Raw genomic sequence first — 26,734 nt, 5'->3', positions numbered from 1 at the left:
GAAATCACTCCTTTATGTAATGTGTTACAGCGCACCTGGCGCAATCCACATATGTGAGGTGAGCCCTTTATCGGCTAAAGCGAGCTGACTGTCATATACGGTTTTCCATGTTTCATAGAACTCCTTATAGAGTTCATGATTTTCAGTGACTGGCTCGAATGTGTTTTCCCACTGTACAAACTGTTTGGCAGTCTCTTCCATAGATGAATATATTCCAGCGCCAACACCAGCAGCAATTGCAGTTCCTAAAGCAGCTGCTTCTTTCACAACGGGTACTTTTACAGGAATGCCGAGTACGTCTGATAGAATTTGAGGCCATAGTTTTCCTTTAGCACCACCGCCAGCAAAAACAACTTCAGAAGGGAATGTACCTGTGAGATTTTCAATTCGTTTTAAGTTTCCAAGTGTAACGAAGGCGGCATTTTCTTCAATAGCGCGGAACATTTCTCTCTTCCCACATTTGTCAGCATCTAAGCTTAAATTTAAAAAAGAAGGTGCGGCATGACGCCAAGAGATATAGTTCATGACGTTTGAGAAAGTAGGGATAATGCCATGTGAGCCGACAGGTACGTCTTTCGCTTGTTCTTCTAACAATTCATATGCATCTACACCGAGTTTTTCAGCGAGTTTCTTTTCTTCTTGGCAAAAAGCATCTCGAAACCAGCGCATAACGAGGCCTGGGAAAAAGGCGATCGTTTCATATTGCCAAAGTTTAGGAACGACATGGCAATTTACGCGAATCGCAGCATGCGGATCCGTTATTGGTTCAGTAATGTTAACTTCTTGCTGCCAAAAGCTACCCCCGCATATTAATGTTTGATTTTGCTTAACAACTCCAGTTCCGAGTGATGCCATTTGTGCATCTCCGCCGCCAGCAACGACAGGAGTTCCTTCATGTAATCCTGTTAATTCAGCACTTCGTTTTGTGACATTCCCAATAGTTGTACCAGCTTCATTTACTTTTGGAGAAAAGGCTAGAGTAAGACCGCATTGCTCAGCGATGGAGTTATCCCAAGCTCTATTTTGTAAATCGAATATACCGGACGTACATCCATTTGAAGAATCAATTTGCAGTACGCCGCACAATTTATATAAAATCCAATCGTTTAACATCGTAAAGGAATGAATGTTTTTGTACACGTCTGGTTCATGTTTTTTAATCCAAAGTAAGCGAGGTAAAGCACCTAACGAAAAAGTTTGACCGGATTTTCTATATAAATCTTCTTCAATTTCGGAACGTATTTGTTTTAGTTCACTAACTTCCGCTGATGCGCGGCCATCAACATTTGCACAAGCCCATATTTCTTGCCCGTTTTTATCGTATAAAACAAAGCCTTCGCGCATGCTCGTTGCACTTATGCCTTTAATAGAATAGGGGGACGTATTACTTTTTTGCAGCATATCCTTTGTACATTCTTGGACGAGCTGCCAATTTTCTTTTACATCAAAATTCATAGAACCGGGATAACGACTATCGGATTTATGAATCCATTCTTTTTGACTGACTGCAAGCTGATTTCCTTGTAAATCAAAAAGGACTGCTCGAATACTTCCTGTACCAGCATCGTAAGCTAATAGAGTAGACATTAAGAGTCACCTTCCTTTCTTAATAAGGAGAGAGCAGTTTCTTCATCGGTAATTAATGTATGAATGAATTTTCCTTTTAAGGCGCCGAAAATTGCGTCTAACTTTTCAGTGCTGCCAGCTACACCAACGACATGTTTCATACTTTGAAGAACAGAGAGTGGTGTGCCGATAAGACGGTTATGATGGGGAAGCTCTAATTGTTTTCCATCAGTATTATAAAATTGACCTAAAATATCTCCGGCTCCGTTCTGACTACGTATATATGTCATTTCATGTAGCGTTAATTTTTCTTCTTTTACAATTGTAGCATCTTGAGATAAACCTCCAATGCCGACTACTGCTGTATGAGCAAGTGAAGCGACGTGAAGCATATCTTTCACGCTCGGTTCTGATAGAATACTTTGTGCCATTTGGGTTGTGGATGCTAGAAAAGGGGTAGGGATAATGTGAAGATCTCCTTGCATGTAGTTCAAATAGTTTTGTTTTCTCGGAATATAGTGGTTAACACCGCCTGTAAGAGTAACGATTGAAAGATTCATAGAACTTTCAAAGTGGATGTTTTCTAACATGTTACTGATCGTCTCTCCCCAGCCAATGCCGAGTAAATTGCCTTGTTGCAGGTGAGTTTCTAAATATTGTGCGGCAGCTTTTCCGAGTGAAGATGCATAATCTTCTGTTGGCGTTGGAATAACGAAAGCATCTTTTAGATGGAACTTTTTCATAAGGCCACGTTCAATACTTAAACAGTGCAAACCAGTACCTTTTACGTGAAAGGTGACGACACCTTCCGTCCGTGCTTTATCTAACAACCGAACGACTTTATTGCGTGAAATGTGAAGAAGTGAAGCAATTTCTTGCTGGGTTAATTGATCTTTATAATAGTACCAAGCTACTTTTGTTAACAAATTGTCTTCAAAGTTCAGCTGTGACATGCTCTTCATCCCTTTCAACAATTGACCACTGCTTAAACATATGTGCTCGTTATTTTGTTTATTCCAGTTGAAGCGATAAATAGTCCAGTGAAAAAAGTGTTCTAGATATGAAAAAAGAAATATACAATGCTACAAAACAAGTAGAACAAAAAATCATTTTCTCAAAAAATGTTCTGCATAAAGGCAGGTGACATCATGTGGAGAACGTGCCCTTATTACAAGTTACAAGGATGAGTAAATCATTTGCAAATCAACTGGTATTAAAAGAAGTCAATCTACAATTAGAGCGTGGAGACGTATATGCTTTAGTCGGTGGAAATGGTGCCGGGAAATCAACATTAATGAAAATATTAACGGGTTTGCATTCATACGATTCAGGTGAGATGTTTGTGAAAGGGGAAGTAAAACAGTTTTCAAACACAGCAGAGGCGCATCAACATGGTATTTACTTAATACCACAAGAGCCGCTCATCTTTCCTCATATGACAATTGAAGAGAACATTTGTATCGGAATGAAAGCGAACAAGAAAGAACTGCGAAATAAAATTAATAAGTTGCTAGAGGAATTAGGGTGGAACATTCAACTTCATGAGCTAGGGTTATCGTTATCCATTGCCCAGCAACAATTAGTAGAAATATTGAGAGGATTAATAAGGGAAGCTGAGATTCTTATTTTAGATGAGCCAACATCGACATTAACAACTCACGAAATTAAGAGTCTTTTTGTATTGATAAAAAGTTTAAGAGAAAAAGGAATTGGAATGATATATATTACGCATCGTTTTCCAGAAATCTTTGAAATTGCAAATAAAGTAGCGATTTTGCGTGATGGTATGATTGTTAGTCAGGGAAATGTATCGAGTTATACATATGACTTGCTAATGGAGGGGTTATTGCCGAAAGGTTATAGACTTGAGGAGGAGAAAGAAATTGCACATAAAGAAATAGAGCCTTCGGAAATAATATTAGATGTCACGAATGCGTCAAGCTATGCGTTTCAAAATGTATCATTTACTGTACACGCTGGAGAAGTTGTTGGGATTGCTGGGATCGTTGGATCAGGTAGGACTGAACTAGCTGAATCGTTATGTGGATTAAAGCCTTTGAAATCAGGTTCTGTTTTATTAGATGGGAAATCCATTACAAAGTATTCGGTACATAAGCGAATAAAGGAAGGTATGGTGTATGTACCGGAGGATCGAGCAGGGAATGGTATTTTTTCAATTGCGTCTGTTAAGGAAAATATAACATCCGCATCTTTAAACAGTATGAGTAGCTTCTTTTTAAATAACAAAAAAGAAAGCGCTTTATCCGAATTGTATATAAAACAGTTTAGAATTGTTGTCCCTCATATGAATGAGAAAATGACGTCTTTATCAGGTGGGAACCAACAGAAGGTCGTGCTAGCGAAATATCTTGCATGTAATCCGAAAGTGATTATTCTTGATGAACCGACCCGTGGTATTGATGCGAAAGCAAGATTAGAAGTATACGAAACGATACAAAGTTTGAAGAGAAAGGGACTTGCGCTCATATTAATTTCTTCAGATATGGAAGAAATCGCTCAATTAGCGAATCGTGTTTATGTGATGAGAAACGGAGCATTCGTCTCTCATTTGGAGAAGAAGGAAATTTGTATTGATGAAGTTACACGCCTTGCGTACGGAGGAAATGGAGGTGTAACCGAGTGAACCGTTTATTTAAAATGCATGAGACGTCTATTATTATTTTATTACTTCTTTACATAGCCTTCGTTGGAGTGATGAATCCTAGTTTTGTTCAGTTTAGCTCTTTATCTTTAATTATGAAATCAAGCGTTATTTTAGTTGTTTTGGCAATTGGTCAATCTTTCGTATTGTTTACGAAAAATATAGATGTATCAGTAGGATCTATTATGGGATTAAGCGCTGCGGTTTGCGGGATGTTGTTAACAGATGGATACAGTGCCTTTATTTCAATATTTGCGGCAATTATACTTGGTGCTCTTATTGGTATGGTAAACGGAATTGGCGTTACGAAATTTCGAGTGCCAGCTATCATTATGACATTAGGAATGCTCGGTATTATTAGAGGTGCAATGTTACTATTCACGGGCGGAAAGTGGATTGAAGATATTCCGAATGAGTATAAACAAATTTCTTCTATTATGATGTTAGGCATTCCGGTAACGGTATGGACCGTTCTTATCATATTACTACTACTATATTTCTTTTTAATGAAAGTACAAATTGGAAGATATTTTTATGCGGTCGGTGATAATGAAGATGGTGCAAGGCTTATTGGAATACATGTAGATAAAGTGAAAATATACGCGTTTATCATATCAGGCATAAGCGCTGGGCTCGCTGGATGTATATTCGTAATGAATATTGGATTCGTTCCAAATCAAACAGGTACAGGGATAGAATTGCAAGTTATCGCCGCTGCTGTTTTAGGTGGTATACATTTAAAAGGAGGAACAGGTTCTATATTTGGAGCGGCATTAGGTGCATTTTTTTTAGAAGTGATAAGCAGTTCACTCGTCTTTTTAAAAATACCTGCATTTTGGAATAGTGCTATTTCAGGATTTTTACTTTTACTCATCATCATATTAGATAGTGTCTTAAAAAAATGGAAGAAACTCCGGCAACTAGAAGAAAGAAGGGTGAATCTATGAGGGGAATACGTAGCTTGTATAGATGGGAAGGGGTTCTTCTCATATTGCTTCTCGTAGAACTCATTCTCTTTAGTTTCATAAATAGTGATTTCTTAAACATTAGTAACCTCCTTTTTAGTATGAACGATTTCCTCATTATTTCAATCGCGGCTATTCCGATGACATTTGTCATTGTAACTGGTGGAATTGATGTATCAGTAGGATCTATTATGGGGCTTACTTCGATTCTTATCGGAGCACTTTGGATGAATGGCATGCCTATACTGTTGGCCGTTATCATTGCGCTCGTAATAAGTTGCATAGCGGGCGGATTAAATGGACTTATTATAAAAATGACAGATGTAGAACCTCTTGTTGTTACACTTGGAACGATGTTTTTATATGCAGGAATCGCCCTTGTTATTTCAGGTGGTTCGGGTGCAGCGGGCTATGAAGGAATAAGTGGTTTACCAGATTCGTATGTGCAAATGGCAAATGGTAGTTTTATCGGTATACCTAATCTATTATGGCTCCTTGTCATTTTAACGATAGTATTTACGATATTGTTTCACCGTACAACATATGGTCGCCACGCAAAATTAACTGGCGCAAATGAAAGTACGGCGAGATATTCTGGCATTCGAACGAAGAAAGTAGTGATTATTGCTTACGTACTTTCTGGGTTAGGAGGTGGATTAGGAGGAGCTTTCTTAACAGCGTATTTCGGTTCAGCTCGTGCAGATATTGGAAGTGAAACGATTTTGCCAGTAATTACGGCAGTTGTATTAGGCGGCACACTTATTACAGGCGGAAAAGGGAGTATTATTGGGACAGTACTAGCGAGTATTTTTATAGGACTTATGCAGTACGGTTTGCAAATGACGGGCTTAACGAATGAACAATCTAATGTAGTAATAGGTATTATCCTTATTGTTTCTGTTATTATGAGACGTTTCAAATTACAACGATTCACTGCGGGGAAAAGAAGGAATTTGCATAAGGGGGAAATGTCATGAAGAGAAAACTGGGGATTGTTATTATTATGTGTATTTGTTTAATCGGTTTAATTGCTTGTTCTAGCCAAACAGCGGATAAGAAAAAAGCAGATGATGTGAAATTTGCATTCATTCCGAAATTAACGGGAGTTGGCTTCTTTACATCAGGCGGTGAAGGTGCAAAAGAGATGGGAGATAAGTTAGGTGTACAAGTGAAATATGATGGACCTTCTGAAGCGAGCGTATCAGGGCAAGTAAAATATATAAACAATTTTATTAATCAAAACTACGATGCAATTATGGTTTCATCTACGTCAGTTGATGGTCTCTCGCAATCATTACAACGTGCAAAGAAAAAGGGGATGACCGTATTAACGTGGGATTCTGATGTGAATCCGAAAGACCGTTCGTTTTATATTAGCCAAGGTACACCAGACCAACTTGCAAACTTATTAATTGAGATGACTTCCAAGCAAATTGGAGATAAAGGGAAAGTAGCATTCTTTTATTCTAGCCCAACAGTAACAGATCAAAACCAATGGGTAACGAAAGCGAAAGAAATTATTAAAAAGAAATATCCGAACTGGGAAATTGTAACGACGCAGTACGGTGAAAATAATGCACAAAAGTCTTTGTCAGTAGGGGAGAATATATTAAAAACGTATCCAGATATTAACGCAGTTATTTGTCCAGATGCAACAGCACTCCCAGCAATGGCGCAAGCGGCTGAGAACTTAAAAATGGATAAAAAAGTAGTCGTAACTGGGTTTTCAACGCCGAACGTTATGCGTGATTATGTAAAACGAGGAACAGTACAACAATTTGGATTATGGGATGTAAAACAACAAGGTGCCCTCGCGACGTATGTTGCAAATGAAATTGTTGTAAAAGGGAAGAAGTTAAAAGTCGGGGATAGCTTTGAAGTAAATGGAATCGGAAAAGTGAAAGTAGAGCCGAACTCTATTCAAGGGTATGACTATGAGGCAGAAGGAAATGGTATTATCGTATTACCTGAACGAGTTGTATTTACGAAAGATAATATCGATAAGTATAATTTCTAGTAGAAAATAAAAACGTCCGAATATATCGGACGTTTTTATTATGTCGTTTTTTTAATCTATTCATTAATTGTGAACAGCTTCTTTTTCATTTAACCCAAGTGTGCGTCCTGTTGAAGCGTGAAGCTCTTGGAACAGTCTTGGATTTTCCGTAAGTGACACGCCGTAAGAAGGGACCATTTCTTTTATCTTTGGCTCCCATTCTAGTATACGTTCTGGGAAGCATTTTTCTAATACTTCAAGCATAACGTGAACCGCAGTAGAAGCACCTGGAGAAGCGCCAAGTAACGCAGCGATTGATCCGTCATTTGCACTAACAACTTCTGTACCAAATTGAAGTGTTCCTTTCCCACCTGCATCAGTATCTTTAATTACTTGCACACGTTGTCCAGCCACGACAGTATCCCAATCTTCACTTTTAGCGTTCGGAATAAACTCACGTAATTCTTCCATACGCTTTTCGTGTGATAACATAACTTGTTGGATTAAGTATTTTGTTAATCCCATTTCTTTTACACCGGCTGCTAACATCGTTAAGACGTTATTCGGTTTTACAGAACCAATTAAATCAAGGTTTGAGCCAGTTTTTAAGAATTTAGGTGAGAAGCCTGCAAATGGTCCAAACAGTAAAGCTTTTTTGTTGTCTATATATCTCGTATCAAGGTGAGGTACAGACATTGGCGGAGCACCAACTTTAGCTTTTCCGTATACTTTTGCATGATGCTGCTCTACAACTTTTGGGTTTTTACATACCATAAATAGTCCACTTACTGGGAATCCTCCAATATGTTTTGACTCAGGAATACCAGTCTTTTGAAGTAGAGGTAGACTACCACCACCGCCTCCGATAAAGACGAATTTCGCAGTATGATGTTCGATTTTGCCACTATTCATATCGTGAACTTTTACTTCCCACAAACCATTCTTCGTGCGTTTAATATTTTCAACACTATGTTTGTAGTTTAGCTCAACATTTTTAGTTTTTAAGTAATCAAATAACATGCGCGTTAACGCACCGAAGTTAACATCTGTTCCAGAGTCAATTTTCGTTGCAGCCATTGGTTCATTAGAGTTACGGCCTTCCATAATGAGTGGAAGCCATTTTTTTAATGTGTCAGGAGCATCAGAAAATTCCATTCCTTGGAATAGAGCGTTTTTTGAAAGCGCTTCAAAACGGTTTTTTAGAAACTCTACATTTTTTTCCCCTTGCACCAAACTCATATGAGGTAGTGGCATAATAAAATCTTGTGGATTACGAATTAAGTTTTTCTTAACAAGATACGCCCAAAATTGTCTTGAGAGTTGAAATTGCTCATTTACTTTTACAGCTTTACCAATATCTATAGACCCGTCAGATTTTTCGGATGTATAGTTAAGCTCACATAGCGCAGAATGTCCTGTACCAGCATTATTCCATTCGTTAGAACTTTCTTCTCCGGCATTTGTGAGTTTTTCAAATACTTTAATTTCCCATTCAGGTGCCAATTCTTTAAGTAATGATCCTAACGTTGCGCTCATAATTCCAGCGCCAATTAAGATAACGTCTGTTTTTTGCTGCATGTTGCTCATGATAATCTCTCCATCCCCTATATTGGCAAAAAAGAGTAGGTGTTTTTATATCTAAGCCGTAAAAAGAAAACACCGCCTAGGCCCCACCTAGGTATTTACCTTTTTTGTCTCAATTATATAACCATCTCATACTCTATTATAATAATTAATAGACTAAAATATCTAGTGTTATCTGATAATTTTAAACTATTTAACGCTTTATTTTGTAGAATTCTTCTGCCATAAGGGTAAAAAGCATTGTAGTAAAGCGGAATTTGGAGAAGAATTCCAGTTTGATGTTATCTCAAAAAAACTTACTAATACTTTTATTTTTAAGTTTTAATCTTTGGAAATTTGTAAAAATATGTTTTTATTACATCTTATTTGAAAAAAATAACAAATAAATGATAAGATTATTCTGAAAATAATTAAGGAGGGATACCAATGCTTACAAAAGAACAAGTCGCAAACTTATTTCGAAACTTTTCTGTGAATGAATGTAAAGGATCTAGTGACTTATACGAATATTTATCAATAAAAATTTCTGAAGATGAGGAAGTTCTTACGTTAGCTTCCTACGCACAACCTGGTCAACCAGTCCCAAACTTATTATTAGGTGCAGTCCATTATTTATTGTTAAAAGGAAAAGAGCACAGTTTAAAAAACTATTATCAAAGTTTAGTTGAAAATGCTGATATAAATTTTGAAAATGCCTTTTACCAATTTAAAGATTTTTGCCATGTATATCGAGAAGAAATTATCTCTTTATTACAAACGAAACTTGTTCAAACGAATGAAGTAAGACGATGTGCCTATTTATATCCAAGTTTCTGTTACATATTTAATAAAGTGAACAAACCATTGGCGTTAATAGAAATTGGTACAAGTGCGGGATTACAACTATTTTGGGATCAATATCGTTATTCATATGGAACGGAAGAAGTGTATGGAAATACACAATCGAATGTTCATTTAACCTCTGAAATAAGAGGGGAGAATATGCCGAATCTGCTAAAACAAAGTCCACCTGTCGTAGAAAGAATCGGACTAGATTTACATGTGAATAATTTAAATGATGAAGAAGATTATTTATGGTTACGCGCGCTTATTTGGCCAGAACATAAAGAAAGACTTGAACTATTCGATCAAGCAGCAACGCTTGTAAAAGAAAAATCAGTACAATTAATTGAAGGGGACGGTGTAGCACTTCTTCCAGCCATTGCGAATCAAATAAGGGAAGATGCTGTAATCTGCATTTTCCATACACACGTCGCAAATCAAATACCTGAAAATGTAAAACATACGCTAGAAAAACAAATTAAAGAAATTGGTGCAAAACGTGATGTATTCCACCTATATAACAACATGTGGGACCGGGACCTTCATATTGATTATTATATTAATGGAAACGAATATTGTGAAACGGTTGGGGAAACGGAAGGGCATGGAAAATGGTTTAGTTGGGGGCTTGGGGATAAGACATTATGCTAAGGTAACTCTACTGGTCATGGGCTTTATCATGTATATTTCAAATCAATAAGATGAGGGAAGAATCTTGAGTAGTTCGAACAACATGGAGAAAAAAGCTAAATCACGGTATAAATGGTTACAGGAATAAAAATATAAGTAGCACACAAAAATGCTTGGGAGAAATCCAAAGCATTTTTTGAATCATTATGTAATTCTTTTAAATTTAATCACTCGTTTAACAGTCACATTGTAATAAATATTCGTACAAGAAAAATACAGTAAACGAAACTTAGAAATACATTTATACTCCATAATGTATCATGTATTTTTGCTCTGCTGTTGCTTGTACAATTTTTGAAGCCAGTTCAGTAAGTTCAACAGAATCTTTAAAGTACCTTGAAGAGGTAACTGCTTCATAAAATATTGATAACGACTCAGGTGGAATAATTGTGATACCCCAATAAGCTAAACCATATTCTGGGTTCTTGAATGTATGAAAGTACGTTTTCATGATTGATAAATGTTGATTAAAACTACTGATAATATCATCATCAATAGAAACACAATGATATTTCTCTGGGGTATACTCATTGTAATTTTTTTGATGATTGAAATCATCAATTATTCCAAAATCATGAACACAAGGCATCTTTATCATCCTTTCACAGGTATATAATTTTAATAAGGAGATATTCGTTTACGTTTAAATCATTGTATTCTTTATATAGAGGGTAACATGAATTGACGAAAACCTTTCTTTTTCACTAAAAGAACTTAGAAATTAACCTGCTAATTTAAATGATGATAATGTATATTGTTATGCTAATTTGTAAACTATCTTCGATGCTTCTTCACGAAAATCAACTTTTTATTTATTTTTGAACTCATCAGGAGTCCAAGTAGCGATTTCATTTCCAGGTGCAGCAACTACAAGCCAATCCTCAAATTGGACCCCAGCTTGCCAGCATTCATAATAGTCATGAAAACCATTTACAAACATGATTTGCCCATTTTCAAATGTAATAATTAAATGCGGAGTTGCCTTACCTAGTTGTATGTCTGTAACTTTTTTTCTTCTCATTTCAAATATTCTTTTATATTCTTCTTCCTCAGTATAATCGTCAAATTCACCCTCATTAGATGGATATTTTTCAGGTGGAGTATGAAATAAACACCATTTTGATTCGATGTTGACATATAATTGCCCGTCATAATCAACGGTGGCTTCAAAATCTGTAAAAAGAATCTTTATAGTTGCTGAAGAAATACCAAATTGAACCCCATCAACTTTCGCTCCTATAAAGAGTTGTTTTAATACCTTTTCAGCATAAATTTTGTCTTCTTTGTTCATTATACGAATCCTCCTTTCTGTAAAATATATATTATATTTTTATTGTAATAAATAAATTTTTGTGTAAAATGAACCTTTTGTGTGAAACGGACGAATATAGTGTGAAAGATCATGAGAGGGGAACGTAATTTTGGATGAAGTAGAATTTAAAGAATGGCTATATAAAATGGAGTCCGGAGACCAAGAAGCCTTTCAAGTTATTTATGAATACACCTGTAAAGATATTTATAGAACAGTAGTATTTTTATTAGGGAATCAACACCAAGATGTAGACGATATAGTTAATGAAGTGTACATCAAAATGTGGAAGTCAGTAACGAATTATGATATGAACCGTTCATTTCGTTTTTGGTTACATGGTATCGTTGTAAAACAAGTGCAAGATTGGCGTCGTAAATCGTGGCGGCGATTTCGAATCTTTGAAAAGAAGAAAATGTATGAGCAAGACAGGTCTTATATAATGGATGAGGGCATTTTACATAAAGAAACACGTAATGAATTAGCAGAAGTTGTACAAAAATTATCGTATAAGCATCGTGAAGTCGTTATTATGCGTTATTTCCATGAATATAGCTTAGATGAAATTGCAGTGCTTCTTCAAATCCCTGTTGGCACAGTGAAATCTCGATTACATACAGCGTTAAAACGATTAAGGACAGAAATGGAGCATATGCCAGACATAAGGGAGGGAGAAGTAAATGGATTTTGAAAAATATATAACGAATGAATTGAAAAGAAAAGCGGGATCAATCGAACCAACTGCTAATCTAGAAAATAAAGTACAAACTTCTTTTCATAAATATCAACAAATGAAAAATAAAGGAAAAACTTCTATGAAGAAAAAGTTATTATTTGGCTTTATAGCTGCGGCTGTTCTTATACCAACCGGTACTTTTGCGGGTACAACATTAATGGATAAAATTGTTGGGACACCAGAAGAAGCAAGGCAAGATATGGGAATGACTGAGGATGGTTATAATGGGGTAATGGAACGTATAGAAATTGCTAAAAGTATATTTACAGAAGAGGACTTTGAAAAGTATGTTGCTTTATTACAGGAATCGTACCATTTTTATAAGAAAGTAAGTGTCGTAGAGAATGGAAAAAGACAATATACAGCTACCGATCGTCTAAATGCTGATGAAGAAAAAAGAGATAAAGAGGTAATGGAACAATTAAATACATATGAAGATAGAATAAATCAGCATTTTACCTATACTTTTGAACAAGCTGAAAAAATAACTGGTTTTCCGATTAAGCATCCTACATATATTCCAGTTGGACATCAACTAGTATTTGAAGAGGTAAAAGCCGAAGCGACATTAGGAAAACCTATGCCGCTTATTACGATGAGATATGAAAATCGTAATGTAAAAAAACAGCCACATACTTCAGATGCAGAATTAGGTTTTACAATTCATCTTTTTGAAATCATTGAGGGAGAATATAAAGATTATTTTATTGACAGGCCATTTGATAAACCCTCTGAAAGAGGACCTAATTTTTCTGGAGATATAAAGAAATATAAACTAAATGGGTATGATGTTACATTTGGAGAGTATAAAGTGTCACATGTACGGGCTATGAAAATGGTTGTACCTGCAAAAGAAGGGGAAAATGCATATCAAGTGTATATAAACGATAGTATGTTATCTAAAAAAGAACTGGAGAAAATTTTACTTTCGGTTGTTGAATAGATAATGAAATTTCAGAAAAATGAAAGTAACTAGTTACTTTCATTTTTCTTTTATGATAATATGTTAGTAATCACTTACTTACATATTGGATGGAGGAATAAAAATGGGGAAATTAACAGCGCGAGAGAAAGTTATGGAGGCTGCTACTTTATTATTCGGTGAGAAGGGGTATACAGCGACAACAATTCGTGAAGTGGCAGAAAAAGCTGGGGTAAGCGAATTAACGATATTCCGTAATTTTAAAAATAAGGAGAACCTATTTAGAGAAAGTATTATTTTACGCACGACACCAGTGGCTTTGTTAGAGGAAATAGAAGAGCAATTTACTGGTGATTTACAAAAGGACCTTACGAAAGTGGCAGAAACATATATTCAAATCAATTTGCCGAAGCTAAATTATATTTGGGCTGCGTTAATAGAATCAAGACAAAATAGTGAAATGAAAACGTTACTGCATGAGTTGAATTCACATTTAGTAGATCATTTAGAAACCTATTTAAAACAACTTGGAGAGAAGGGGCATATTGCTTCATGTAACTATCGTTTAATAGCGAATATGTTTTATGGACAACTGTTTTTATACATTATGAATGTTAGTATAGCGGAAGAAGAAATTCAGTTAGAAGAGTATATAGGGACATGTGTAAATTTATTTATGAATGGGATTTCAAATAAAGAAAACGAATAGGGGTAGGGGAATTGAGGAATACATTTGCATTAATTGCTTTAATTGCAGGGTTTTTTATGGCAATTTTAGATTCAAACATTGTGAATATCGCATTACCAGAAATGACAAAGACATTTCATACGTCAATTGACACCATTTCTTGGATTGCTAATAGTTATAACGTTGCCTTTGTATCGTGTTTATTAATTGCAGCACGTCTTGCGGACCAGTTTGGTCGCAAGAAGCTGTATATTATCGGTTTATTAGGGTTTTCTATTAGTTCACTAATGTGTGGTATTGCCACTTCTTTTCATACATTAATAGCCTTTAGGATAATACAAGGAATCTCAGCAGCGGTTATCGTACCAGTTGCTATGCCTCTTGGTCTAAAGTTAGTACCGAAAGAGAAACAAGGTATGATAGGCGGTATTATGGGGGCTTTCGGAGGGTTAGCAGCGGCAATTGGGCCTTCACTAGGTGGTGTTTTAACTGATAAATTGAATTGGAGCTGGGTGTTTTTTATAAATGTCCCAGTAGGTATATTATCTTTAATCTTCGTGATTCTTTGTATTAAAGAATCGTATGATCATACTGCAAGTTCTAAAATAGATTGGGCGGGTATGATTACTTCTGCATCTGCACTATGCTTACTTGTATATGCACTTATACAAGTAAATACAAATCAATTAAGCACGTTAAGCTTAATTCTTCTTTTTATGCTCTCATTAATAAGTTTTATATTATTTTTCATTATCGAAAAGAAAAGTAATAATCCGATGTTACCTTTAAAGTTGTTTTCATATAAAGAGTTTTCAATTTCAAATCTTTCCTTATTTTTCGTTGGTATGGGATTAATGAACTTTCTATTTATACTTGCTTTTTATTTCGTTCAAGTAGAAAGTATGTCTGAGCTACAGTCAGGCTTAATTATTAGTACTTTAGCAATTGTTTCAATGATTGTTACAGGGTTAGTAACACCAATTGCGGCGAAACGAGGTAGTTTATTAATAGGTAGTATAGGGATGATTGCTTTTATTATAGCCTCGTATTTATTTAGTCATATAGATTCAAACTTTACTACATGGGATTATATATGGCGATTAGTGATCGTTGGAATTGGAACAGGGTGCACATTAGCACCATATACAACAACTGCGGTTTTAAGTGTGCCGGCGGAGAAAACAGGTGTTGCTTCAAGCGTATGTAATATCTCTAGAACGGTCGGAAGTATTGTAGGGGTAGCAATACTGGTCATGTTTTTGAATCATCAATTGTTAGTTGAAAAAGAAAAAGTAAATAAAGAAGTAATGACTGTGATTGAAAAAAGTAATGTAACAACTATAGAAAGAGAACAGGTGTTGCAAGCGATGAAAGGAATTGATAAAAAGAAATACAGCATATTAAAGTCTGAAGAGGCTAACAAGTTATACGAACAGATGAAGCAGCAACATAAACAAGGAATTGTATATAGTTTTAATAAAACATTTTTAATGGGTGCAGTTATTTTTACTTTAGCGCTCATTAGTAATGTAGTTAGTATGTATGTTAGTAGGAAAAAAGGTACAATTTCGTTAAAAGGTTAGTTTTGTTTACATAATATTATTATGTAAACAAATTTACGAATGTACACCTAGTTAAATATTTTTACTGTTACTATGGTTACAAAAGTATGGTGTCCGCAGGAGGGATTATATAAGTAAACACAAAAAAATCATAGAGACTTCAGACAGTATTAGGGAAGAATCATCCAACACAAACATATAAAAAGCTCTAGAAGTATTTTTTCCGGATGGAGTAGATTTGTTTTATAAAAAGGCAATACGACCAGTAGTATTGCCTTTTTAAATTTGTACTAACGATTAGGAAATCATGTCACCTATTTTAAGGTTTAGACAAAATATATATTAATTTAGGATCGGGCTCGCGTCTTTTTTCGTCTTAGTCAAATAAATAACTAAGCTCAATATTATTGCGAGGAAGATTACGCTTGTTCCTACCGTACCAAGACCAAGACCACCGGCATCGTGAGGCTGTGATAAATAATCTCCAAAAGAGGCGCCGAAAGGACGAGTTAAAATATAAGCGATCCAAAAGGCCAACACTGCATTTAATTTGAAGCGATAGTAAGCGACGGTTACAGCCCCAATTAATGCGGCAAATATGAGCGCTGAAATCCAGTAACCTAAGTTGAGACTTTCTGCTACGAGATCACCAGCTGCAGTACCTAATGCGAAGGTGAATAGGATAGCCAACCAGTAGAATACTTCACGTTTTGTTGTGTAAATAGAGTGAATGGACAGTGTCTTCTCACTCACATACCAAGCAGCAAAAGTTGCCAGTAGCAAAAGGGTGAAAACGATGGTTGTAGTCTCTAAAGCGACCCCGAAGTTGTCCGTAAGATTGTCGGTGACTAGCGTACCAACAACACTAATTAGCAAAACAGTGAGCCAGTAAACCGAGGGAACATACTTCTTCAACCTGAACTGGAAGAACAGTGTTATAAACAAGAGAGCACTCATAACAAAGGTCGTTTTAGTCAAGCCGAAGTTCAAGTTTGTATTTAAGAAGTCCGCGCCTGTTTCGCCCACTGTAGTTGCCATGATTTTGATAATCCAGAAGAAAATCGTGACTTCTGGAACTTTGCTCAGCATTTGCCAACCTCGTGATGAAACAGAAGTGACTTCATCAGGAAGAGGGATATTATCTCTATTCTTATTTTGGTCCGTCTCATAATTTTTCATATATGATTCCTCCTTACTAGTTATTTATGTATAAACTGAGTGTAACTAATAAGAATGAGATTCAGATGAAATTAGGATGAAAAGAACATTAAAAAAAGAAATGAAATACATCCAGCATAGAAAAAGAACGATTCTTCCCATAATTTTTATGGGGAAAATCGTTCTTTTTTTGCTAGAAATATAAACTATAAATTTCAGTATCGACTATTAAAAGGGCGGAATACTTTGCGGGAAGTTGAAAATGTTTTTTGGGTCATATTTAGCCTTTACTTCCATTAACCGGTCAAAGTTACAGCTATAGTAAGCATCTGGCCAATCTTTAATGGAAAGGTCAGGTGTATTAACGTAAACGCCTTTTGTGTATGGTAACATTGCTAATCGGAAATCTTCGGTCCATCGAATGCTTGCGGCAGCACCTTCTTCTTGATCCCAAGTGGAGAAGATTGACATGTTCGAAAGTGCTTTTCGGTAAAAATATGCTGTAGAATCGTTCGATACGTCTGCTACGGCTCCGCCTAAGCCATGGAAAAATAGAGAGGTTGTTGCATGCTGCGGTGAATTGTTTATAAAGTGCTCGATGATCGTGAGTGCTTCTTCAGGCAATAGTGCATACAAATATGGACCTACACTTTTAAATGGTAAAGGCGCTATAGGTTGTGTTGCAGCAATTCGTGTTGCAGCTTCTACCCAAGGTATTTCTTCTATAGTTACTGTTAACGGTGAACCAGCTTGTAATAATGGCTGCAGAAGTGCTTGCAATTCCTGAACTGAACCTAGGAATACTCCTTGCATCAATAACGATGGTTCCACCCCTGAAGACATGAAGAGGGTGCTTGTAAATCGCTTATCAGCGCAAGGAAGAGTGTATTCTTGCCAAGAATTTAGTACAGATTTTAAATCTTTTAAGTCCCAGCTTATTTCCGCAAATCCCACTGTATTAATTTTATGTGTTCGAAACTTGAAGGAAGTACATATTCCAAAGTTACCACCACCCGCACCTCGATATGCCCAGTAGAGATCCGAATTATGATTAGCGTTGGCTCGTATAATACAACCGTTCGCGTCAACCATCTCTAGCTCAATTAAATGATCAAGAGTTAATCCCCATGGACGGGAGAGTATACTATGTCCACCGCCTAATGTCACACCTGCAATACCAGGAGTAGGACAAACGCCGCTTGGCACAACTAACCCTTCAGCTGCGAGCGTTTCAGTTAAAGAAAGGTTTCTCCATCCAGTTCCGATTGTAACAGTCCCACCATTATGATCTATTTCTAATTGCTTCATTTCACTTACATCAATTACAATTCCAGCATTGTTAACGGATAACCCTTCGTAATTATGACGACCAGAGCGCATGCGCATAGGTACGTTATGCTGTCTCGACCAGCGAACTGCATTTACTACATCCTGTGTATTTTGAGCAAAGACAATGATTAATGGGAATTTGTTGAAAAATGTGTTGAATTCCTCTCTAGCGGAATTATATTCTGGATTTCCGGGAGTTACGATACGTCCTGTAAGTTCAATATTTTGATTACTCATTTAAGTCTTCTCTCCTTGTCACATAATAAAATAGCTAAAATGTTAGTCGTCAGGTGTAAAATCAAATAGAAAAATAGAACTGACTATACGTTATAAGTAGATGAATGAGTGAGGGGGATTATTCCTAGAATGGGATTTTCGGGCCTATCGGGGAATCGAGATAATAAATAAAAGGCAACACTACATGTATCTCAAATGCAGCATTGCCTTAATAAAGTTAAATATATATACTTAAAATTTCCCCAGGTAATCCATCAATCTCACAAACTACATCTGATGTAAAACCAACGTTTATTAATATTTTTCGAGAGGGGATATTATTTGGATCGATAATTGCCTTTAGTACGTTTACATCTGTCTGCTTCGCTATTTCAATTAATTCTCTTGCAATATAACTACCATATCTTTTTCCCCAGTGCTCTGGCAAAATCATATACCCAATTTCAGCTTCTTTTACATTATCTTCATTCACTGTTACATGTCCAAGGCCGATAAATTCATTTGTTGCACTGTCATAAACTTTATAAGACCCAAACAGTTTATGCTTTTCATTGCGCCTTAACAATTTTTCATAGTCGTTTTGTGCCTCTTCTAGCGGAATAGCACGCTCTGTAATTTGTGCCATCACTCTTTCATTTGATACGAGCTGGAAATATGGACTAAAATCTGTTGCTTCAAATTTTTTGAAATGCAGTTTATGCATAGGGTTCCTCCAAACGAATTTTTATTTGTTCTTCAGAAAAGATAAACGATAGTTAAATAGTGATCTCTATTTGATTGCCTTCCGGATCACTAATTACACTTTCGTAATAGCCATCTCCAGTGAAACGTGGTCCATTTAATAAAGGAGAACCAGCTTCTTTTAACGTTTTTGTTAGTTCATTTACACGTTCTTCACTTCCAACTGAGAATGCCATATGTGCATAACCAGTAATATTAAGGTTAGGCTCATTTTCTATACCTTTTTTACGCATAAGTTCAAGCCTTGCTCCAGATTCGAACGTAATAAAATAAGATTCAAATTGCTTTGCTTCGTTATGATATAAAGAGTTTGCTTTACCATTAAAGTACTTTGTATAGAAAGTACGCATTAATTCTAAATCATTTACCCAAAGTGCTATATGTTCGATTTTCATTCGTTTCACTAATCCTATCTTTATGTAAATTTGAAAATATGTACTCTGTAATAATTAGCGAAATTCAACAACACTAATTAGATGTTCACTTTATTAAATTTGCATGCATATTGCAAGAAATAAGAATGGACGTTAGGAAAAAGCGGATTGTAATGAAAAAATTTTATTAATGGTATTAGATGATTTTTAAGTCATAACATGCATACAATGTCTAATTAAGTGAATTACGTACGTCAAAATTTCAAATAAGGAGGGACATTTGTGGGGCAATTTGAACAAATGGTGATTGTCGGTATTTCCATGTCTTTTATACTGTCTATTATGATATTAGGGTCTACATATTATAATCCTCGCCTTTGGTTAAATGATTATCCGAAAGATATTCAAAAAGTAGTTTTGCCAAAATCGATAAATGAGAAAAAACAAACATTTTATTTCGGAATTATTTACAATATTATTCTCTTCGGAACGCCTTTAGTTTCTACATATATACTACATCACCATGGGGAATTATTGTATATTGAAGCCTATTTACATACTTTTGGGATTGTAATGATTTTCAATTTAGTAGATTTATTAATAATCGATTGGCTTATATTTTGCTGGATTACTCCGCGGTTTGTTGTTATTCCTAGTACTGAGGGAATGAAAGGATATAAAGACTATAAGTTTCACTTAAGAGGTGCAATAGCTGGAACGCCATTTTTAGCAATTGTAAGTTTATTTTTGGCAGGAATTGCGACAACTATCTAGTGTGAAGTAGAAGGTCATGAAGAGTTTATAGAAGATAAGGAGATTTATAATGTATAGAATTAGAAATGAAAATTTGATAATATTGGAGTAGGAAGTTTTAAAAACAATATATTAAGTGGTATTAATATATTGTTACAAATGTTTTGATACTCTGTGGAATTCCCTAATTTTATGGAAGGATTTCATAGAATTCAAAAAAATGTAATGGAGGCTATTATGAAAAAAGTAATTGGCGCAGCAACAGCAACGTTTTTTGGATTGGGGGCATTTACTACAACTGTTACCGCAGAAACGATCGTAACAGCAGATGTACTCAATGTACGTGAAAAACCGACTACAGAATCAAAAGTTGTCGAAAAAGTAAAAAATGGGCAAGAGTTAAAAGTCATAAATACCGAAGATGGGTGGTCAAAAATTGAGTTAAATGGTAAAGAAGTATTTGTAAGTTCGGAGTTTACAAAAGATATTTACCATGTAACAGCAAATTTGTTAAATGTACGTACTGAAGCAAACACAGAATCAGAAATTCTTGGCAGACTGAAACAAGATGATGTAATTGAATCAACACATCAAGTAAAAGATGGATGGCTGCAATTTGAGTATAAAGGAAAAACAGCTTATGCAAATGTTTCTTTCCTATCAAGTACAGCACCAATTGAAAAGAAAGCTGAAGAGAAAACGAAGCGAGTAGCGAAAGTACAAAAAGCAGTTAAAGCAAAGGAAGAAGTAAAAACGCAGAAAGAAGCAAAAGTACAAGAAATAGCAAAAGCGAAAGAAACAACAAAAGAGCAGAAAGAAACGAAAGCAGAAGAAATAGTAAAGCCTAAAGAAGAAGCGAAAGTAACAGAGAGAGTAAAAGTTAAGGAAGAAACGAAAGCAGAAGAAATAGTAAAGCCTAAAGAAGAAGCGAAAGTAACAGAGAGAGTAAAAGTTAAGGAAGAAACGAAAGCAGAAGAAATAGCAAAGCCTAAAGAAGAAGCGAAAGTAACAGAGAGAGTAAAAGTTAAGGAAGAAACGAAAGCAGAAGAAATAGCAAAGACCAAGGAAGAAGCAAAAGTAAACGAAATAGAAAAAGTAAAAGAAGAAGCGAAAGCGCAAGAAATAGCAAAGGCTAAGGAAGAAGAAAAAGCGCAAGAAATAGCAAAGGCTAAGGAAGAAGAAAAAGCACAAGAAATAGCAAAGGCTAAGGAAGAAGAAAAAGCACAAGAAATAGCAAAGGCTAAGGAAGAAGAAAAAGCACAAGAAATAGCAAAGGCTAAGGAAGAAGCGAAAGCACGAGAAATAGAAAAAGCAAAAGAAGAAGCAAAAGCAAAAGCGCAGGAAATAGCAAAGGCTAAGGAAGAAGCGAAAGCACGAGAAATAGAAAAAGCAAAAGAAGAAGCAAAAGCAAAAGCGCAGGAAATAGCAAAGGCTAAGGAAGAAGCGAAAGCACGAGAAATAGAAAAAGCGAAAGAAGAAGCGAAAGCAAAAGAAGAAGCGAAAGCAAAAGAAGAAGCGAAAGCAAAAGAAGCAACAAAGACACAAGAAGTATCTAAAAATAACACACAGTCTGCTAAACGTGAATTAACGGTAGTAGCGACAGCATATACTGCTGATCCAAGTGAAAATGGTACATATGGTGGACGCGTTTTAACTGCGATGGGTCATGATTTAACGGCAAATCCTAATATGAGAATTATCGCAGTAGATCCGAAGGTAATCCCATTAGGATCTAAAGTATGGGTAGAAGGTTATGGAGAAGCTATTGCTGGTGATACTGGTAGTGCTATTAAAGGAAATCGTATTGATGTTTTAATGGGTTCAAAAAGTAAAGCTATGAACTGGGGAAGGCAAACTGTTAAAGTAAAAGTTTTATAATAATGGTTATCCAAATAGAAGTCAGTTCTCTTTATTGAGACTGGCTTTTATTTTTAACGAATATGAAAAATGAAGATATACCTACTGATGAAGATAGTTACTGGGAAGCTTTTGACTTATTCGGTTCGGAATATATATGTAGATTGTTAGGAGCGCCTTTATATGGTGATGTTCCAGAAGATTTAGGATGTCCAACTTGTTCGAAAGAGATGAAATATGTTGCTACAATTACACAAGATCTTGAAGAACGGGAACTTATTTCAGTAGTTGATTTCCAGTTTGGGGAAATGAATATATATTATTATGTATGTAAAGATTGTTCCGTTATGAAAACTGAAATTCAAGGAACATAAAAGAATAAGACTGACATAAAAAGTCAGTCTTATTTTTGATGTGTCACATCATTAAGAATTGCATGAAAGATGTCTTTTTGTATGAAATCATCTGTAAAAATAGTTTCTTTATCAACTTCAATTGTATCGTGAGGGTTATACCATTTACTTAATAAATCTTCACCAAACTCATGTCGTTTTTCTCTTGTATTATGTCGTCTAATGGTTTCCTCTAGTGATAAATCGAAGTAATATGTATGTGCGTCGTCAAAATAATGTATTAATTCTTTTAACATATCTCCATATCTACCGCTGTTTAGAATACCTTCTAAAATAACAAATTCACATTTTCCTTTTCCGTACTTCGTAATTTCAAATAGTAAATCATGAGATAAGTTACCCATTGTATCGTGAACTTTTAGCATATCTCTGCGCACAACGTCTTGTGAGACTAGAAGTGTTCCTTGCCCGAAATGCTCTTGCAGTTCTTTTGCGATAGTTGTCTTGCCGCTTGCGGAGTTTCCTCGAAGAATAATTAATGTTGATTTCAAAGTATCATCTCCAAATTGTTTTAGTTTTTTAGGTCCTGTTACAAAAGAACTTCATTATGGGAAACATTCTTTTAGTTAGTTAAATAATAGTTTATGATACTCAGTATAGGTTGAACAGGATAATTTCTTATTGTGGGATTATGCAAGTAAAGCTGTTTGACAAATTTACTATCCGCATATAGAAAAGTTATTATAAGAGTAACTAATAAGGAGGTGACCTATGTTATTCCAAAAGGGACAATTATTAGTTAGATACGTAATAAAAAACGATGCATCTATCATTTCAAAATGGCTAACAAACCCAGAAGTCCTACAGTATTACGAAGGACGAGATAATCCGCAATCTGTAGAAAAGGTGCTTGCCCATTTTATACATAATCCAAACAGTAATGAAAAAAGATGCTTAGTAGAATTTGATGAAATGCCAATCGGTTACATTCAAATGTATCCAGTTGATTCTGAATGGAAAGCGTTATATGGATATGAAGAATCACAAAATGTATGGGGCATGGACCAATTCATCGGTGGACCGATTTTTTGGGGAAAAGGAATTGGAACAAAACTTGTTCAAGCAGCAATTACATACATAATGGAGAACTTAGGAGCAGAAGCGATAGCGATGGATCCTAAAGTAAATAATGAACGTGCGATAAGCTGTTATGAAAAATGCGGGTTTAAAAAGGTGAAAGTACTAGAGAAACATGAACTGCATGAAGGGAAATTAGAAGATTGTTGGATGGTAGAATATAAACAATTATAATAAATATGCAGGGGCTTATAAAAATAAAGGGTAATTAACTGTTACGATTTATTTAATCAATTATAACTAAAGTTAATTAAATATAGCAGTAAGCCCTGCTAGTCAAGTGATTGGCTAGTAGTGAGGGTTAACTGCGGGCAATCCCTAAAGCTGATTGAACTACAACGTGGCTAGAAATGGTGAGCGTGAATGTTGCGAAAGCAGAAAAAATCAATCAGATCGTGCAAGGTTAAATCCTAAACACTAGAACAATGGGTCTTCCGCATCGAATCATCTAAGTTAAAATTGATAAGATGAACGTTCAACGACTATCTCGTATAACTGACGAGAGTACATCACAAGCCTATGGTGATGGAAAAATCCTCTATCTCTAAAGAGATAAACATATAGTCTGCGCTCATGTGAAAACATGAGAAGTTCATAAGAGAACTGGCTAAGGACTTGCGCCCTTAGTTGAACGAGATAAATTTAATTAAATCTATCAAATCTCGTTGAATATACCGAACGTATGTGCTAATGTAAATCCAATGAGGTGAGAATAATAATGAAATTTTTACGAGTTAGTCAAGTATCGGAATTAACAGGTTTGCATCCTAGTAGTCTTAGGAGAATGCACAAAAGCGGTGAATTAGTACCTGAAAAGGTGACTGCTGGTGGAACACGCTACTATTCAGAAGAACAAATCTTTCATTATCTAAAAGGGGAGCGCCCAAATAATCGCACAGTAATTGGCTATTGTAGAGTCAGTTCTTCGAGTCAAAAAAACGACCTAGAAAGACAAGTCGATAGAATGAAGCAATTATCTTATCGCGCGAGGTTATCAATTTGAAATTATCGAAGATATTGGTTCTGGAATCAACTATAAGAAAAAGGCTTTAACAAGTTAATTGAACGCATTGAGAACAATGAGGTTGAAAAAATTGTTGTCATGCACAAAGATAGACTTGTGAGGTTCGGTTATGAGTTGGTTGAAAAGATCTGTCAACTACATGGAACAGCGATTGAAGTAATTGACAATACTGCTAAAACAGAAGAACAGGAGGTCGTAGAAGACCTTGTTCAAATCATTACAGTATTTAGTTGTAAACTTCAAGGCAAGCGCTCTAAAAAGACCAAACAGATAATCAAGGAGTTGACTTCTGATGATATTGGCGAAGAAAGTCAGACTGATTCCAACGCCTGAACAAGAAAAAGTGCTTAGAAACCATGCTGGTGCTGCAAGATTCGCTTATAACTATTGTAAAAGAATGAGTGATAGATACTATAAGCTATTTGGAAAATCTGTTTCACAGTTAGCTTTACAGAAACGATTTACAAAGATCAAGCAGCGAAAGAGATATAAGTGGTTAAAAGATATCAATGCACAAGTTCCCAAACAGGCTTCAAAAGATTTTGACAAGGCGAGGAAACATTCGTTCGAAAAGTACAAAAATGGTTATCACACTTCTTATAAATCCAAAAAAGATTTAATCCAAGGATTTTATGCCAATTATGAAAGACTGATTATAGGAAAGAAAGTAGTTGATATTCAGTCCATTGGAGAAGTGAAAACAAGCCAGCAACTACCAAGAAACAAAAAACCATCAAATCCAAGAGTTACCTTTGATGGTCGTCACTGGTGGATTAGTGTAGGGTTCGGAGAATCCTTTGAAGCACAAGAATTAACCGATGAGTCGATTGGTGTGGATGTTGGTTTAAAAGAGTTGTTTGTAGCTTCTAATGGTACGAAAGAACGAAATATAAACAAAGATGCCAAGGTTAAAAAACTTTTGAAAAGGAAAAAGTCAGCGCAAAGAGATATGTCTAGGAGATTTACAAAAGGTGTGAAAATTCAATCCGCGGGATATGAAAAAGCAAAAACTGAACACCTGCGGTTGTCTAGGAAAATTAAGAATATCCGAAATAACCATATCCATCAAGCGACAGCTAAATTGGTGAAAACCAAACCAATGAGGATTGTTGTGGAAGACTTACCTATCTCAAACCTGTTAAAAAACAAAAAACTATCGAAAGCATTTTCATTTCAAAAATTAAACTTCTTCTTTCAATGTTTATCATACAAGTGCGATAAGTATGGCATTGCGTATGTAAAAGCTGATAAATGGTTCGCCTCAAGCAAGATTTGCTCATGTTGTGGCGTTAAATACGACCATTCAGTTCAACCAGAAGGACAGTGGAGTTTAAAAATACGTGAGTGGTGTTGTGTTGGGTGCAATAGCCATCACGAAAGGGATTTAAATGCTTCGATAAATTTATCAAGATGGGTAAAATAAATGCTTGATAATAGGAGGTAACGATACTGCCTCGTGTGGAGTGTTATACCCCTCGTCCCTTCGGGGTTGCGAGAACACGATGAAGCACTAACTTGTGTAAATTTGATTGAATTGTATAGATTTAGTTAAGTTTATCGTATCGGAGCTGTGTGAAATGAAAAAAGCATTAATAGTTATTGATGTGCAAGCGGGTATGTATACAGCAGGAATCCCAGTACATAATGGGGAAAAATTTTTAGAAACGTTGCAAGAGCTCATTGGGGAATGTCGTTCAAATGGTATTCCGGTTATTTATGTACAACATAACGGACCAAAAGATCATCCGTTAGAAAAAGGTACAGATGGCTGGAAAGTGCATGCGGCGATTGCTCCGCGAGAAGGGGAGCTTGTCGTTGAAAAGACGACTCCAGACTCATTCCATAAGACGAACTTAAACGAAGTGTTACAAGAAAAAGGCATTGAGCATGTTATTATTTCAGGAATGCAAACAGAGTATTGTGTTGATACGACAACGCGCAGAGCGTTTAGTGAAGGATATAAAGTAACATTAGTAAGTGATGCACATAGTACATTTGACACAGATGTATTACGCGCTGAAGATATTGTAAAACATCATAATGTTGTATTTGGATTATTTGCAGATGTTATTATGTTAAAAGATTTAAAAGTAAAAGCGTAATTACAGAAGTTGCTGTCTCTTAATGGGGCAGCTTTTTTATTTGAAGATAGGCTATCAAACGTTGTCGATAAATCGATATTTCTTATCGAATCGTTGATATAATTTCATTCACCGTATTGATAGTACAAAAAACAAAAAGGAGCGCCACATCGTCAAAAATTCGACTG

The 26,734-nt window shown here is 35.6% G+C and carries 24 protein-coding genes and 2 pseudogenes; 16 read left to right on the top strand and 10 right to left on the bottom strand.

The genetic code is table 11. The annotated features are described in order from the left end of the window. Positions 1–24: 24 nt before the first annotated feature. Both lsrK and DET63_RS19485 read right to left on the bottom strand, forming a co-directional pair. Entirely contained in the window at positions 25–1,587 is a 1,563-nt protein-coding gene (gene lsrK, locus DET63_RS19490; protein ID WP_113937563.1) for an autoinducer-2 kinase, read from the bottom strand. Then, entirely contained in the window at positions 1,587–2,519 is a 933-nt protein-coding gene (locus DET63_RS19485) for a sugar-binding transcriptional regulator (protein WP_113937562.1), read from the bottom strand. The genes lsrK and DET63_RS19485 overlap by 1 nt, the downstream gene beginning before the upstream one ends. A gap of 197 nt (positions 2,520–2,716) precedes the next feature. On the opposite strand from DET63_RS19485, the gene DET63_RS19480 reads away from it, so the two are divergent. Genes DET63_RS19480 through lsrB form a run of 4 tightly spaced genes read left to right on the top strand, consistent with a single transcriptional unit; the run spans position 2,717 to position 7,210 of the window. Beyond that, on the top strand, positions 2,717–4,210 hold the full coding sequence (locus DET63_RS19480; protein ID WP_113937561.1) for a sugar ABC transporter ATP-binding protein: 1,494 nt from the start codon (positions 2,717–2,719) through the stop codon (positions 4,208–4,210). Beyond that, positions 4,207–5,175, top strand: coding sequence for an ABC transporter permease subunit (locus DET63_RS19475; RefSeq protein WP_113937560.1), 969 nt, complete (start codon positions 4,207–4,209; stop codon positions 5,173–5,175). The genes DET63_RS19480 and DET63_RS19475 overlap by 4 nt, the downstream gene beginning before the upstream one ends. Further along, positions 5,172–6,170: an ABC transporter permease gene (locus DET63_RS19470; RefSeq protein ID WP_113937559.1), complete on the top strand. Its 999-nt coding sequence runs from the start codon at positions 5,172–5,174 to the stop codon at positions 6,168–6,170. The genes DET63_RS19475 and DET63_RS19470 overlap by 4 nt, the downstream gene beginning before the upstream one ends. Further along, the gene (gene lsrB, locus DET63_RS19465; protein WP_113937558.1) at positions 6,167–7,210 is read left to right on the top strand and encodes an autoinducer 2 ABC transporter substrate-binding protein LsrB; all 1,044 of its coding nucleotides are present in this window, start codon (positions 6,167–6,169) and stop codon (positions 7,208–7,210) included. Before DET63_RS19470 ends, lsrB begins: the two co-directional genes overlap by 4 nt. A gap of 63 nt (positions 7,211–7,273) precedes the next feature. On the opposite strand, the gene DET63_RS19460 is transcribed toward lsrB, so the two are convergent. Continuing rightward, positions 7,274–8,776: a malate:quinone oxidoreductase gene (locus tag DET63_RS19460; RefSeq protein ID WP_113937557.1), complete on the bottom strand. Its 1,503-nt coding sequence runs from the start codon at positions 8,774–8,776 to the stop codon at positions 7,274–7,276. 423 nt (positions 8,777–9,199) lie between these two features. Here DET63_RS19460 and DET63_RS19455 point away from each other — a divergent pair, with 423 nt between their 5' ends. Further along, a complete protein-coding gene (locus DET63_RS19455; protein ID WP_113937556.1) occupies positions 9,200–10,246 on the top strand; it encodes a DUF2332 domain-containing protein in 1,047 nt (348 codons plus the stop codon). 280 nt (positions 10,247–10,526) lie between these two features. Here the strand turns inward: DET63_RS19455 and DET63_RS19450 are convergent, their stop codons facing one another. Then, the gene (locus DET63_RS19450; protein WP_113937555.1) at positions 10,527–10,874 is read right to left on the bottom strand and encodes a short-chain dehydrogenase; all 348 of its coding nucleotides are present in this window, start codon (positions 10,872–10,874) and stop codon (positions 10,527–10,529) included. Positions 10,875–11,093: 219 nt separating this feature from the next. Then, positions 11,094–11,576 (bottom strand): hypothetical protein, encoded by a 483-nt coding sequence (locus tag DET63_RS19445; protein ID WP_113937554.1) that lies wholly within the window; start codon positions 11,574–11,576, stop codon positions 11,094–11,096. Positions 11,577–11,706: 130 nt separating this feature from the next. Here DET63_RS19445 and DET63_RS19440 point away from each other — a divergent pair, with 130 nt between their 5' ends. The 4 genes from DET63_RS19440 (at position 11,707) to DET63_RS19425 (ending at position 15,523) form a co-directional block, all read left to right on the top strand. Beyond that, positions 11,707–12,285, top strand: coding sequence for a sigma-70 family RNA polymerase sigma factor (locus DET63_RS19440; RefSeq protein WP_088039613.1), 579 nt, complete (start codon positions 11,707–11,709; stop codon positions 12,283–12,285). Continuing rightward, on the top strand, positions 12,275–13,273 hold the full coding sequence (locus DET63_RS19435; RefSeq protein WP_088039612.1) for a hypothetical protein: 999 nt from the start codon (positions 12,275–12,277) through the stop codon (positions 13,271–13,273). The genes DET63_RS19440 and DET63_RS19435 overlap by 11 nt, the downstream gene beginning before the upstream one ends. A 103-nt stretch (positions 13,274–13,376) precedes the next feature. Further along, positions 13,377–13,961 carry a TetR/AcrR family transcriptional regulator gene (locus DET63_RS19430; protein WP_113937553.1) on the top strand — a complete coding sequence of 195 codons (585 nt, stop codon included), beginning with the start codon at positions 13,377–13,379 and terminating at the stop codon, positions 13,959–13,961. A gap of 11 nt (positions 13,962–13,972) precedes the next feature. Continuing rightward, on the top strand, positions 13,973–15,523 hold the full coding sequence (locus DET63_RS19425) for an MFS transporter (protein WP_113937552.1): 1,551 nt from the start codon (positions 13,973–13,975) through the stop codon (positions 15,521–15,523). 321 nt (positions 15,524–15,844) lie between these two features. On the opposite strand, the gene DET63_RS19415 is transcribed toward DET63_RS19425, so the two are convergent. From DET63_RS19415 to DET63_RS19400, 4 genes are all read right to left on the bottom strand, one after another. Continuing rightward, a complete protein-coding gene (locus DET63_RS19415; RefSeq protein WP_113937551.1) occupies positions 15,845–16,681 on the bottom strand; it encodes a COG4705 family protein in 837 nt (278 codons plus the stop codon). Positions 16,682–16,888: 207 nt separating this feature from the next. Next, the gene (locus tag DET63_RS19410) at positions 16,889–18,226 is read right to left on the bottom strand and encodes an FAD-binding oxidoreductase (RefSeq protein WP_113937550.1); all 1,338 of its coding nucleotides are present in this window, start codon (positions 18,224–18,226) and stop codon (positions 16,889–16,891) included. A gap of 217 nt (positions 18,227–18,443) precedes the next feature. Then, a complete protein-coding gene (locus DET63_RS19405; protein WP_113937549.1) occupies positions 18,444–18,929 on the bottom strand; it encodes a GNAT family N-acetyltransferase in 486 nt (161 codons plus the stop codon). 52 nt (positions 18,930–18,981) lie between these two features. Further along, positions 18,982–19,362, bottom strand: a complete 381-nt coding sequence (locus tag DET63_RS19400; RefSeq protein ID WP_002142261.1) for a VOC family protein — start codon at positions 19,360–19,362, stop codon at positions 18,982–18,984. 261 nt (positions 19,363–19,623) lie between these two features. On the opposite strand from DET63_RS19400, the gene DET63_RS19395 reads away from it, so the two are divergent. From DET63_RS19395 to DET63_RS19385, 3 genes and pseudogenes are all read left to right on the top strand, one after another. Beyond that, positions 19,624–20,115, top strand: a complete 492-nt coding sequence (locus DET63_RS19395; RefSeq protein WP_113937548.1) for a nitroreductase — start codon at positions 19,624–19,626, stop codon at positions 20,113–20,115. 216 nt (positions 20,116–20,331) lie between these two features. Further along, positions 20,332–21,972: a cell wall-binding protein EntB gene (gene entB / locus DET63_RS19390; RefSeq protein ID WP_258550638.1), complete on the top strand. Its 1,641-nt coding sequence runs from the start codon at positions 20,332–20,334 to the stop codon at positions 21,970–21,972. A gap of 53 nt (positions 21,973–22,025) precedes the next feature. Then, positions 22,026–22,325 (top strand): annotated as a pseudogene (locus DET63_RS19385) (hypothetical protein); the annotation flags it as partial. Positions 22,326–22,354: 29 nt separating this feature from the next. Here DET63_RS19385 and DET63_RS19380 read toward each other — a convergent pair. Beyond that, positions 22,355–22,855, bottom strand: a complete 501-nt coding sequence (locus DET63_RS19380) for a kinase (protein WP_002142252.1) — start codon at positions 22,853–22,855, stop codon at positions 22,355–22,357. Positions 22,856–23,075: 220 nt separating this feature from the next. On the opposite strand from DET63_RS19380, the gene DET63_RS19375 reads away from it, so the two are divergent. From DET63_RS19375 to DET63_RS19360, 4 genes and pseudogenes are all read left to right on the top strand, one after another. Continuing rightward, positions 23,076–23,615: a GNAT family N-acetyltransferase gene (locus tag DET63_RS19375; RefSeq protein ID WP_113937547.1), complete on the top strand. Its 540-nt coding sequence runs from the start codon at positions 23,076–23,078 to the stop codon at positions 23,613–23,615. 544 nt (positions 23,616–24,159) lie between these two features. Next, positions 24,160–24,798: pseudogene (locus DET63_RS19370) on the top strand (IS607 family transposase). Continuing rightward, a complete protein-coding gene (locus tag DET63_RS19365; RefSeq protein WP_113937546.1) occupies positions 24,758–25,888 on the top strand; it encodes an RNA-guided endonuclease InsQ/TnpB family protein in 1,131 nt (376 codons plus the stop codon). The pseudogene DET63_RS19370 and the gene DET63_RS19365 overlap by 41 nt, the downstream one beginning before the upstream one ends. Before the next feature lie 154 nt (positions 25,889–26,042). Next, positions 26,043–26,567 carry a cysteine hydrolase family protein gene (locus DET63_RS19360; protein ID WP_113937545.1) on the top strand — a complete coding sequence of 175 codons (525 nt, stop codon included), beginning with the start codon at positions 26,043–26,045 and terminating at the stop codon, positions 26,565–26,567. Positions 26,568–26,734 lie beyond the last annotated feature (167 nt).

The organism is Bacillus sp. DB-2 (genome assembly GCF_003315125.1).
GTDB classification, from domain to species: Bacteria; Bacillota; Bacilli; order Bacillales; family Bacillaceae_G; genus Bacillus_A; species Bacillus_A mycoides.
The sequence above is the reverse complement of the archived record's forward strand: the minus strand, read 5'-3'. Positions and strand labels throughout refer to the sequence as shown.

Excerpts from the sequence above, each read along its gene's own strand:
- lsrK (WP_113937563.1), bottom strand. The coding sequence starts at position 1,587 with ATGTCTACTCTATTAGCTTACGATGCTGGTACAGGAAGTATTCGAGCA.
- DET63_RS19485 (WP_113937562.1), bottom strand. The coding sequence starts at position 2,519 with ATGTCACAGCTGAACTTTGAAGACAATTTGTTAACAAAAGTAGCTTGG.
- DET63_RS19470 (WP_113937559.1), top strand. The coding sequence starts at position 5,172 with ATGAGGGGAATACGTAGCTTGTATAGATGGGAAGGGGTTCTTCTCATA.
- lsrB (WP_113937558.1), top strand. The coding sequence starts at position 6,167 with ATGAAGAGAAAACTGGGGATTGTTATTATTATGTGTATTTGTTTAATC.
- DET63_RS19460 (WP_113937557.1), bottom strand. The coding sequence starts at position 8,776 with ATGAGCAACATGCAGCAAAAAACAGACGTTATCTTAATTGGCGCTGGA.
- DET63_RS19455 (WP_113937556.1), top strand. The coding sequence starts at position 9,200 with ATGCTTACAAAAGAACAAGTCGCAAACTTATTTCGAAACTTTTCTGTG.
- DET63_RS19450 (WP_113937555.1), bottom strand. The coding sequence starts at position 10,874 with ATGCCTTGTGTTCATGATTTTGGAATAATTGATGATTTCAATCATCAA.
- DET63_RS19445 (WP_113937554.1), bottom strand. The coding sequence starts at position 11,576 with ATGAACAAAGAAGACAAAATTTATGCTGAAAAGGTATTAAAACAACTC.
- DET63_RS19435 (WP_088039612.1), top strand. The coding sequence starts at position 12,275 with ATGGATTTTGAAAAATATATAACGAATGAATTGAAAAGAAAAGCGGGA.
- DET63_RS19430 (WP_113937553.1), top strand. The coding sequence starts at position 13,377 with ATGGGGAAATTAACAGCGCGAGAGAAAGTTATGGAGGCTGCTACTTTA.
- DET63_RS19415 (WP_113937551.1), bottom strand. The coding sequence starts at position 16,681 with ATGAAAAATTATGAGACGGACCAAAATAAGAATAGAGATAATATCCCT.
- DET63_RS19410 (WP_113937550.1), bottom strand. The coding sequence starts at position 18,226 with ATGAGTAATCAAAATATTGAACTTACAGGACGTATCGTAACTCCCGGA.
- DET63_RS19405 (WP_113937549.1), bottom strand. The coding sequence starts at position 18,929 with ATGCATAAACTGCATTTCAAAAAATTTGAAGCAACAGATTTTAGTCCA.
- DET63_RS19400 (WP_002142261.1), bottom strand. The coding sequence starts at position 19,362 with ATGAAAATCGAACATATAGCACTTTGGGTAAATGATTTAGAATTAATG.
- entB (WP_258550638.1), top strand. The coding sequence starts at position 20,332 with ATGAAAAAAGTAATTGGCGCAGCAACAGCAACGTTTTTTGGATTGGGG.
- DET63_RS19375 (WP_113937547.1), top strand. The coding sequence starts at position 23,076 with ATGTTATTCCAAAAGGGACAATTATTAGTTAGATACGTAATAAAAAAC.
- DET63_RS19365 (WP_113937546.1), top strand. The coding sequence starts at position 24,758 with ATGATATTGGCGAAGAAAGTCAGACTGATTCCAACGCCTGAACAAGAA.
- DET63_RS19360 (WP_113937545.1), top strand. The coding sequence starts at position 26,043 with ATGAAAAAAGCATTAATAGTTATTGATGTGCAAGCGGGTATGTATACA.